This window comes from Faucicola sp. SE7633 (assembly GCF_059264685.1).
On record NZ_JCADBW010000040.1, the window covers coordinates 1 to 10367 of the forward strand.

The following is a 10367-nucleotide window of genomic DNA, read 5'->3' on the forward strand; positions in this document are numbered from 1 at the left end:
TTGTTTTTGGCTTCAACGATACTGGCATCAATGATGCTAACACTGCCTGCTTTGATGATGATATTTTGCTCGGCTAGTTGCTCATTGATTTGGTTGAATAAGGGTTCAATGAGTCCAAGTTCACCTAAGTGTTTGTGGTATCGCCAGATGGTGCTGTGGTCGGGTACGTTATCGGTAAGTGATAGCCCAACAAAGCGACGAAATAGTAAGTCTCGTGCTAGCTGTTTTTCCATGGCTGGGTCAGATAGGTTATAGAGTTTTTGTAGTAACAAGATTTTAAACATGATGACTGGGTGAAAGGCACTTTCACCACGTTCATTGCTATGGACGTGGCGTAGAGTGTGTTCGATAGTTTGCCAGTTTATAAGGTCGTGTAGTTCATCAAGCTCTTCAATGGCTTTGTGAGCGTTAATGAGACTGTCTGCTAGGGACAGTTGCCCTGTTTGTTTCCATGCCATATTCGTGTCTTTTGCTATCTGATTGATTTTACTGTATTATAACATTTTTACAAACTTTTGTGCATTTGTTCGTGCAAAGGTTTCTAAAACTCATTCTAGCCCAATAATAATAAGGCATTCAAAGATTTTTACTAAAAAGACAAAAGCTTTTAAAAAGTATTGAAAGAATAAAAGATTTTTCAAAATTCTTACAAAAAACTATTTAATTATTTAACAAATGTATGTAAAGTTAATTCAGAGTTTTTCCGAATTTTAGTAGCCTACGCTTTAAAGAGGTATATTATGAGAAAAGATATTTTAAAGATTTTTGCAATTAGTCTAAGCATGATTACATCTTGCGTTGCAATGGCTGATGCACCAAGATATTCTCCTTATAATTCTTCTATGGCTTCAAACTATGCTTATCAGTGGGCTTTATCAAAGAACCCACAATATCCTGATTTTTCAGCAAATACATTACAGGGTGGTGACTGTACAAACTTCGTTAGTCAGGCGTTACATACAGGCGGTTGGCAATATACTGCTAGTAGAGATGACAAAAGTACAAATACTTGGTATGTTGCGTGGAATAATGCCAAAAGAGCATTCACTAATTCCCAAACTTGGTCAACGGCTGCTGGGTTTTATAGACGTATCATAAATGATAAGTATGAAAAATCTGTGTTACCTACGAGTGACTTATATTCACTACGACCAGGTGATATTGCTTTTCTAACAAGCGGTGGTAAATCTCATCACACCATGATTGTGACAGGATATCAAGAAAAACCTTGGTGGAATCCATTTGCTAGTTATGGACCACTAGTAAGCTATCATAATGGTGGAGTGAATCCAAATACTAATATGCCTAATCTTCCTCAGCAAAATATTTTATTGACTGAAGTCATAGCACGCAGTCCAAATGATACACCAGTTTTTGCAAAGGTTAGAAGCTAATAGAGTTCTTATGAAAAATAAAATCATTTTGTCTATAGTCACTATAATCGTAGTGGCTATTTTTGCATTCATTTACTGGCTTAAACCTGAAGATAATTTAAATGCGAATATTCAAAATAATAGTAATAATAGTTCCGTTAAACAGACAAATCAAAATATTAATTCTCCTAACTTCTCTTCAATCCAACCTGTTAATCAATTATCTGTTGCACCAATTTCTACTGCCAACGGTCAGAAAGAGTTTCAAATGCCTAACACAAACTGGCAGGATAGAGAATTATTAATTAATGGTAAAAAGATAAAATATACTTTTGGAACTGGTAATCCTCCAGAAGTAGCTTTAAATCCTAGTGATTATACAGGTGATGGAAAGTGGAAGAATTATGTGACTCCAGCGACAGAAAAATACCTTAAATATAGTTCCATACGAAATTAACCGAACCGCTTAGGCGGTTTAGTTGGTTTGTGTGTTTGTCTCGTATGCGTAGCTTGAGTGTTTTCATGGGTTTATTTTAACATATTTAGTATCTTATCGTGTGTAAGCATAGCTACAGAGTTGCCTTATATCCACCGCCTAAAGTCGCAGGTTTACGGCAACGGATGATAAAAAGCGGCTTGTATTAAGCCGCTTTTTTGTTAAACAATTTTGACATCTAAACTGCCCAAACCATCAATCTGCGCGTGCAGCTGATCACCGACTTGCACTGCGCCAACACCTGCAGGCGTACCCGTAAAAATCAAATCCCCTGGTTGTAGGGTGAAATACGTTGACAAATTGGCAATCACTTCATCAATCTGCCAAATCATCTGGCTGACATTGCCCGATTGGCGCAGTTCGCCATTGACATCCAAGGTAATCGCGGCGTTATTGATATCAGGCACGGCGGTTTTAGGGTATAGCGTACCAATCGGTGCGGCATGATCAAAGGCTTTGGAGATTTCCCACGGCTTGCCGCCTTGTTTCATGTCGTTTTGTAGGTCACGGCGCGTCATGTCAAAGCCAATGGCATAGCCAAAAATATGCGCGGCGGCCGCATCGCGGCTGATATTTGTCCCTGCTTGCCCAATGGCAACGACCAATTCGGTCTCAAAATGCAAGTTTTGGGTTTGGCTGGGATATGGCATGCGTCCAACCTGCCCATCTGGCACGGCAATGATAGAATCTGCGTCACTGGCTTTACAAAAGAAAAACGGCGGCTCACGTGTGGGGTCTGCGCCCATCTCGCGCGCGTGGTCGGCATAATTACGCCCCACGCAATACACGCGGCGCACGGCAAAACGCTGCGCACTTTGATAAATGGCAAGGCTGGCAGGTTGTGGTGGGGGAAACATATAGTTCATTGTGGCTTGTCCTTATGGATTGGTGTGGCATGATTTGGTTGCTAAACTGGTTGCTAAGCTAATTTGGTTGCCAAACTAAGCGGGCGCATTGGCTAAGCGCGCCGCTTGATTAAATAGCATGAGCATTTGTGGTGGTATGCTCTAAAGCTTGGGTCTGTTGGTTTATAGCATCGCTTGGCACGTCACTTGGTGGGCTTGTGGCATCCTCCAACGCGTGATGAGTCGGCTCTGCGGTTGCTGTATCGGTGTGGGGATTGTCACGCGCTTGATTGACACCGCCCCATGCGTCTAAAAATTTATCATGGCGCGCGCTACCGTCAGTATTTTTAAGCGTGTGTAAATAATCGCGTGTTTTTGCTTCCCACTGCGCCAAGTGCTCGCCACTTAGTTGCCCCAACAAGCGTTGATAGCGCAAATACACCAGCCATGTATTGATAACGTCGCTTTCGCAATATGTGGTCAGCTTTTGCCATTCCCCTGCCTGCACCATCGGTAAAACATCATAGCCTGTGATATCCTGCTTGCCTGCAAAACCGCACAGACTGGCGACCACATCAAGTTTTTGGAGCGTGCTACCTGCCGCTAGCCGCATCATCAAATCAATGTGTTTATTGTGGTAGCGGTTTTGGTAGTTGTTGTATTTCATCTCACCACTTTGGCTAAACAGCTTGCCTGCACTGATGCCGTGGTGCAGCGCGCGATACGTCATGACAGGCAAGTCGAATCCGCGCCCATTCCAGCTCACCAGTGTGGGTGCACGATCTAGTGAGGCAAAAAATTTGTTTAAAATTTCAGCTTCATTGTGTTCGGGCAACGCCAAAGACTTAAGCGTCATTTTGTCATTTTGCACCCACAGCACCGACAAACACGCCACACGATGCAGCGGCAACGGCAAAAATGTTTTGCCCGTTTCTTCTTCGTACTTGGTCAGTAGCTGCGGTAACGCTTCGTCATCGGGCAATTCGGCAAGCTCGGCACATAGGTGTTTGGCGTGGCGAATGTCGGGGATGGTCTCGATATCAAAGACCAATACGGGCGCATTCATGCGTCGCTTACTCCAAATAATCCTGTTGATAAGTAGCGGTCACCACGGTCACAAACAATAAACACGATCACCGCATCGGGTTCACGCTGGGCGATTTGGTGCGCTGCCCACGCTGCACCGCCCGATGACACACCGCAAAAAATGCCTTCTTCACGCGCAAGCTTACGCATGAACACTTCGGCATCGTGTTGGTTGATGTCCATGACAGTATCAACAAGGCTTGGCTCAAAGATTTTGGGCAAGTATTCAGGCGACCAACGTCGAATGCCTGCGATATTAGATTGCGCATCAGGCTGTAAGCCGATGATTTGGATAGCAGGATTTTGTTCTTTGAGGTATTGCGACACGCCCATAATCGTGCCGGTCGTACCCATCGAGCTGACAAAATGCGTCACGCGTCCGCCCGTTTGCTGCCAAATTTCAGGACCTGTGGTGAGATAATGCGCTTGTTTGTTGTCGGGGTTGTTGAATTGGTCAAGCACCAAGCCTTGCCCATCGGCTTGCATTTGCTGCGCCAAATCGCGTGCGGTTTCCATGCTATCGACTTCAATCAGCGTCGCGCCATAGGCTGCCATTGCGTCTTTACGTTCTTGTGTTGAGTTGGCAGGCATGATGAGCGTCATGCGGTAGCCTTGCATGGCGGCAACCATCGCCAGCGCGATACCCGTGTTGCCGCTGGTGGCTTCAATGAGGGTATCGCCTTTTTGGATTTGTCCGCGGCGTTCGGCTTGCAAAATCATGTTAAACGCGGGGCGGTCTTTGACCGAGCCTGCAGGGTTGTTGCCTTCAAGTTTCGCCAATAAGCGCGCACCCGATGGGCGCATACGCTGCAATTCAACCAGCGGTGTACCGCCCACACAGTCGGCAAGGCGTACGGTTTGGCGGCGTGGATCTAAGGTTGCGTCAAAGTCGGCAGAGGTGGCGGACGTGGTGGCAGGCATAATAGTTCCTTGCGTGGGCTTGGCGATGTTTGCCAATCATTTTTGCGCAAAATTGTAGCAAATTTTGCCCCAAGCGTCATGTGATGTTGTGTGCCAAAAAAATTTGTGCAAGTTTTGCGGATTAATATTTGCTTGCTGGCACAAGGTGGCATAAAATTTTAGCGATGTTGGGATGATTTGATTGTTACAGCGTTTAGCAAAACACAGCTGATGCTGGCAGGGGATATGCGACAGATTAAAGGCATGCGATGAGTAAGGCGCGATTGATTGACCTATCAACGGCGTATGGGCAGCTGATTGTGTTGGTATTTTTGCCAATCAGTGTGTTGGCGTTGTTTGGTGGGCTATTGGTGCTGGCGCATACCACCGCGTCGGCACGACAAGTGCAACAGTTGATTGCACAAAATGTGCTGTTTCGTTATCAGCAGCTGGCGCAAGAGGAGGAGCTGACTGTGTTGGCACTCAACCGCCAATTGGCACAGCGGCAAGACCCCACCGCCCTACAAAACCGCCTGCGCGCAACGCTGCAACGCCTTGATGACCCCCAGCCGCTGCAAGCCATCGCACTGGTCAATACCAACGGGCAACTGCTTGCCAGCAAAGGGCATTGGGATAACCCACCCAGCCAAACGGGGTTGTGGGGATTTTTAACCCCCGATAACAGCCTGCTGACGCGTGGTCATACGTCCGACAATGCGCCCGGACGCGACACGCCCCTACCCAATTTTACCCTCCAACAGTTGATCCAAACGCCAAGCCATAGCGTAAACCTGCCATCAAGCACGCTGTATGCTGCGCCATTGACGGCATTGGCAACGCCTGATTTGCCCGATATGTGGCTGGTGGTGGATATTGACGACCAGCCGCTGGCGTTGGCACGTTATCAGGTGTTGTTGGTACTGGTGACCACGGGGCTGATGACGGTGTTGCTACTGCTGCTGGGTATCAGCAATTATGCGCGGCGATGGATCGCACCGATTTATGAAATGCGCCTGCACCTTGAGCGCACCCACGCCGACAACCTCAACCGTCCGCTCAAGCTGCACGCGCGCGGCGAGCTTAATCAGCTCAAGCATGATTTGGGCAAAACCTTGCGGCGGCTGCACGCCAGTTTTCAAGAACTCAAAGCCCACGCTGAACAAACTGAGGATGACCTACGCCAAGCGTTTGATGAAATGGAGATGCAAAATATTTCCATCCGCAATGCGCGTGATGCGGCGATTTCTGCCAGCCAAACCAAATCGGCATTTTTGGCCAACATCAGTCACGAGCTGCGCACGCCGCTCAATAGCATTGATGGTTTTAGCAATCTGTTGGCACGCGGCGGCGACCTCAACCCCGAGCAAGATTTGTATGTGCAGACCATTCGCAAATCATCGGCACACCTGCTGGCGTTGGTCAATGATGTGTTGGATTTTTCCAAAATCGAGGCAGGTAAGTTGGTGCTCAATCGCCACCCGTATGATTTGTACCGCGTGATTTATGATGTGGGCGATATGCTCTCACCCTTGGCTGCCGAAAAAAACGTGCGACTGGCGATTTTGCTCTATGACGATGTGCCAACCGCGCTGGTGGGCGACGCGCTGCGTGTCAAGCAGGTGCTGACCAATTTGGTCAATAATGCGATTAAATTCACCGATGACGGTGAGGTTATCGTGCGCGTGGCACTCAGTGACGAGCGCGATGAGTGTTTGCAATTTAGCGTGCAGGACACGGGGCGCGGTATCCCTGCCGCCCAGCAAGCGGCGCTGTTTCAAAGTTTTTCGCAAGGTGACCCGTCAATCACGCGCCAGTATGGCGGCACGGGGCTTGGCTTGGTGATTTGTAAACAACTGACGTATCAGATGGGCGGTAAAATCGGCTTTTTTGCCAATGCCGATGACGCAAGCGACGACGCTAAGCCTGCCCGTGGCACGACGTTTTGGTTTAGCCTGCCGATTGTGCGCGCGTCTGCCGCCGCTCTGCCGCCAAGCTATCGCCTGCCTGGGCTGCCGCCATCGGATAAGCCGCTACAATTGCTGGTATGGCTTGGGCACACCGCAAGCCTACAGGTGCTCAAGGCCAGCTTGCGTCCGCTTGCCATTGAGGTGACAAGCGCGGCGACGCTGATGGGGCTGCTTGAGGCTCTCAAGGAGCGTGCGCGGCAATGGGATTGGGTGATTGTCGATAATGCCAGCAGTGAGGACACGTTGGCGCTGCTCAAGCAGGTGCGCTTGCATTATGCAGGCAAGCTTGCGCTGTTTGGCTATCAAGTCAATCTTGACCCCGAGCTATTGGCGCGCTATCAAGTGCAACCGTTGTATCAGCCGCTTGAGCGTGGGCAGTTGTATCGCCTGTTTGATAGCCAAAACGCCGCCGCCTCTGCCCCAACACTGCCGCAATGGCAGGGTTTTACGGTACTGGCAGTGGATGATCATCTGCCCAATTTATTGGTGCTTGAGGCCTTGTTGGCAGAAGTCGGTGTTGAAGTCATCACGGCAAGTAGCGGCTTTGAGGCATTGGCGATTTTGGATGACCCAACACAGGCGCAGCATATTGATTTGATTTTTATGGATATTCAAATGCCGCGCATGTCGGGCAGTCAGACCGCCGCGCATATTCGCGAGCGTGAGAACCAGCGCACACCGACACGGCATTTACCCATTATTGCCTTGACCGCGCACAGTTTGTCAGATGAAATGCCCAATCTGACCCAAGCAGGCATCAATGACTATGTCGGCAAGCCAATCGACCAAACCCAGCTACACCACGTGTTGCAGCGTTGGCTTGGGCAAGCGGTCAATCCCCATGAATCATCATTTAGCCACCTCTTACCCTCACCTGCTGACCACCTAACCGACAATCTAGCCGACTTTGACCCACCAACCGCCAGCCAAACGACCGCCTCCGCTGCCACTGAGGCGGCAGACAGCGATGCACGCGCCGATTTGGCGGTGATTGACTGGCAAGATGCGCTACAACGCGCTGCCAACAAGCCCGATTTAGCCAGTAGCCTGCTGTTAATGCTCATTGATGGCACAGACAAAGACCGCGCTGAGCTTGCCGCGGCGTGGCAAGCGCATGACCGCCAAACGCTTGCTGATATTGCGCACCGTATCTTGGGGGCAAGCCGCTACACGGGCGTGCCGCAACTGCGCCATGCCAGCCAACGCTTTGAAGCTGCCTGCCTTGCTGCAATCACCGAGGTCTCTGCCAGCGCGTTTGACCAACTGCTGCCCCATTACCAAACACTGCTTGCTGCCCTTGATGCGCTCAAACACGCTGATTTATCCGCCATTCCTGCGCTGCGCTATGCACAGCTCAAAGAACAAGACATGGTGTGGAAAATGATTTGAACGTGTGGTTCGCTTGTGGCGTTTGCAATTTGACCCACGGACGGCTACAGTAAGCCAACAAGCCACGATTTGGTTACAAAGTTTAGCTTGGTTAAAAGTTTATCCAAAATTTATCAAAAGGAATTGCCATGACCGCGCTTGCTGCCCTCGCCTTGCCTGGGTTTATTCGCCCAAAATCCACCCTTGCCGAACGCGTCGCCACGCTCAACCAACGCCTTGCACCACACGTTGAAGTCAGCCTAGCCGCTGACAACGTGCTCACCGTCTGGCTTAACCGCGCGGACAAACGCAACGCGCTTAGCTTTGTCATGATGGACACATTAATTGGGCTTGCCAAAACGCTCAAAACATGGCGCGATGTGCGCGCGGTGATCATCGGCGGACGTGGGACAAGTTTTTGTGCAGGCATTGACCTTGCTGACCTCAACCAAAGCCAAAACCTACCGACATTGGCACTAGAGTTTCTCAAACCAACTGCCAGCCGTTTTCAGCGCGTGTGCTTGTGCTGGCGTGAGCTGCCTATACCTGTGATTGCGGTGACCCATGGGCATTGCTTGGGCGCAGGGCTACAACTGGCGTTGGCGTGTGATGTGCGTATCAGCGCGCGCGATTGTCAGTTTGCCATCATGGAAGCCAAATGGGGGCTTGTGCCCGACATGGGCTTGACGCAAAGCGCGTTTGGCGTGGTGCGTGCTGATGTGCTCAAAGAACTTGCCATGACCGCGCGCATGTTTGACGCGACCGACGCGAAAGCTTATGGTGTGATCACCCATATCAGCGATGACCCAATGCGCGATGCCCACGCGCTGGCAGCCGAGCTTGCCACACGCTCACCCGATGCAGTACTTGCCAGCAAACGCCTTGTCAATACCATGCACACGCCGCCTGCTGGCACACTGTATCAAGAAAAAATCTGGCAGATTAAGCTACTGATGGGCAACAATCGCCGCCGCGCACTCAAAAAAGCCAAAGACACGACCGTGCCGTTTTTACCGCGCCAGTTTTTTTAGCGTTTAATCAAACCGCTTAAGATACGGCCAAGCGGCTTTTAGGTAAATCATCATGGACCACAGCGTCAAAACCACCGACACGACCATCAAGCCATAGCCAAGTACCTCAAGCGATTGCCAGTTGAGCAGCAGCACAGTGATGGCTATCATCTGAAACGTGGTTTTAAGCTTGCCCACATACGACACCGCAACGCTGGTGCGGTTGCCCAATTCTGCCATCCATTCGCGCAGCGCGGACACAGCAATTTCACGCGAGATAATCACAATCGCCGAGATTGCCATCACCACATCGGGGTGCCATTGCACCAAAATCACCAACGCTGCCGCGACCATCAACTTGTCTGCCACAGGGTCAAGAAACCGCCCAAACGCTGAGGTCAGATTCAGCCGCCGCGCAAAATAACCATCCAGCCAATCGGTTATCGCCGCCAAAATAAACACAAACGTCAGCAAAAAATGCCGCAGCAAGCTGTCATCCCAATGGTTCATGCCAATGTTGGCAATCGCATTGTTGCTGATAGCAGGTTGCCCAATGCCCATCGCAGGCGGCCAATACGCAATCGCGACAAACAGCGGAATCATGACAATGCGCGCGATGGTTAGGTTATTCGGTAGGTTAAAAATACTGCGCGGTGTCTTAGTGCGGTCAGGTGTTGGGCTCATGGCAAATGCTGGCGGTATGGGTTGATGAAATATGGGCGGTGACTGATGATGAAACTAGCTAATAAATCTTGCAAAACAAACAAGCATCCATACGCGTTGTCAGCTGCATTATAGCCCAATCGTGCGGCGTTTGGGCAAGCAATTCACTGGCGGATGGGTTTTTGCGACAAACATTATTTGAATGTACTTATAGTAAAATCCATCAAATTTGTATTTAAGATATGTTTGCAGGTGGATATTATGACTGCAAACCAACATGTATGGGTGACTCAAGCGTAAATTCATCCATTGGTAATCAGTGGAAAAAGATCATTGGTGAAATGGACAATTATGCTGATACTGCGATAAAAGAAGGCAAAGGCAATGGCTTACTCAGTATTCAATTAAACATCTGTAAATGAGCAAATAAATAATGAGAAATGAATATATGGAGTTAATATAGGAAACCTTTGCACGAACAAATGCACAAAAGTTTGTAAAAGTGATATAATACAGTAAAATCAAACAGATGGCAAAAGACACGAATATGGCATGGAAACAAACAGGGCAACTCTCCCTAGCAGACAGTCTCATTAACGCTCACAAAGCCATCGAAGAACTCGATGAACTACATAACCTAATCAACTGGCAAAGTATCG

10 protein-coding genes and 2 pseudogenes are annotated in these 10367 nt (G+C 49.1%); 6 read left to right on the top strand and 6 right to left on the bottom strand.

Annotation, left to right across the window (positions count from 1 at the left end; translation table 11 throughout):
• On the bottom strand, positions 1-458 hold a 458-nt coding region (locus tag AC5L4R_RS10140; protein ID WP_494473798.1), incomplete at its 3' end, for a transposase.
• Positions 459-740: 282 nt separating this feature from the next.
• Between AC5L4R_RS10140 and AC5L4R_RS10145 the strand changes: the two genes are divergently transcribed.
• Both AC5L4R_RS10145 and AC5L4R_RS10150 read left to right on the top strand, forming a co-directional pair.
• Positions 741-1394, top strand: a complete 654-nt coding sequence (locus tag AC5L4R_RS10145) for an amidase domain-containing protein (RefSeq protein WP_115254065.1) — start codon at positions 741-743, stop codon at positions 1392-1394.
• A gap of 10 nt (positions 1395-1404) precedes the next feature.
• Positions 1405-1830, top strand: coding sequence for a hypothetical protein (locus AC5L4R_RS10150; protein WP_494478064.1), 426 nt, complete (start codon positions 1405-1407; stop codon positions 1828-1830).
• Here the strand turns inward: AC5L4R_RS10150 and AC5L4R_RS10155 are convergent.
• The 4 genes and pseudogenes from AC5L4R_RS10155 to cysM form a co-directional block, all read right to left on the bottom strand.
• Positions 1808-1897 (bottom strand): annotated as a pseudogene (locus AC5L4R_RS10155) (transposase); the annotation flags it as partial. The gene AC5L4R_RS10150 and the pseudogene AC5L4R_RS10155 sit on opposite strands and share 23 nt — an antisense overlap.
• A gap of 133 nt (positions 1898-2030) precedes the next feature.
• Positions 2031-2735, bottom strand: a complete 705-nt coding sequence (locus AC5L4R_RS10160; RefSeq protein WP_494473628.1) for a fumarylacetoacetate hydrolase family protein — start codon at positions 2733-2735, stop codon at positions 2031-2033.
• A 109-nt stretch (positions 2736-2844) separates the two neighbouring features.
• Positions 2845-3780, bottom strand: coding sequence for a 3'-5' exonuclease (locus AC5L4R_RS10165; RefSeq protein ID WP_494473629.1), 936 nt, complete (start codon positions 3778-3780; stop codon positions 2845-2847).
• The gene (gene cysM, locus AC5L4R_RS10170; protein ID WP_494473630.1) at positions 3777-4721 is read right to left on the bottom strand and encodes a cysteine synthase CysM; all 945 of its coding nucleotides are present in this window, start codon (positions 4719-4721) and stop codon (positions 3777-3779) included. Before cysM ends, AC5L4R_RS10165 begins: the two co-directional genes overlap by 4 nt.
• A gap of 248 nt (positions 4722-4969) precedes the next feature.
• Here cysM and AC5L4R_RS10175 point away from each other — a divergent pair, with 248 nt between their 5' ends.
• Positions 4970-8056 (top strand): ATP-binding protein, encoded by a 3087-nt coding sequence (locus AC5L4R_RS10175; protein WP_494473631.1) that lies wholly within the window; start codon positions 4970-4972, stop codon positions 8054-8056.
• Positions 8057-8184: 128 nt separating this feature from the next.
• Entirely contained in the window at positions 8185-9066 is an 882-nt protein-coding gene (locus AC5L4R_RS10180; RefSeq protein ID WP_494473632.1) for a crotonase/enoyl-CoA hydratase family protein, read from the top strand.
• Positions 9067-9069: 3 nt separating this feature from the next.
• On the opposite strand, the gene pgsA is transcribed toward AC5L4R_RS10180, so the two are convergent.
• A complete protein-coding gene (pgsA, locus tag AC5L4R_RS10185; protein ID WP_494473633.1) occupies positions 9070-9729 on the bottom strand; it encodes a CDP-diacylglycerol--glycerol-3-phosphate 3-phosphatidyltransferase in 660 nt (219 codons plus the stop codon).
• A 221-nt stretch (positions 9730-9950) separates the two neighbouring features.
• On the opposite strand from pgsA, the gene AC5L4R_RS10190 reads away from it, so the two are divergent.
• Together AC5L4R_RS10190 and AC5L4R_RS10195 are read left to right on the top strand one after the other, a co-directional pair.
• The gene (locus AC5L4R_RS10190; RefSeq protein WP_494473634.1) at positions 9951-10130 is read left to right on the top strand and encodes a polymorphic toxin type 15 domain-containing protein; all 180 of its coding nucleotides are present in this window, start codon (positions 9951-9953) and stop codon (positions 10128-10130) included.
• Positions 10131-10255: 125 nt separating this feature from the next.
• Positions 10256-10367, top strand: a pseudogene (locus tag AC5L4R_RS10195) (IS5/IS1182 family transposase); the annotation flags it as partial.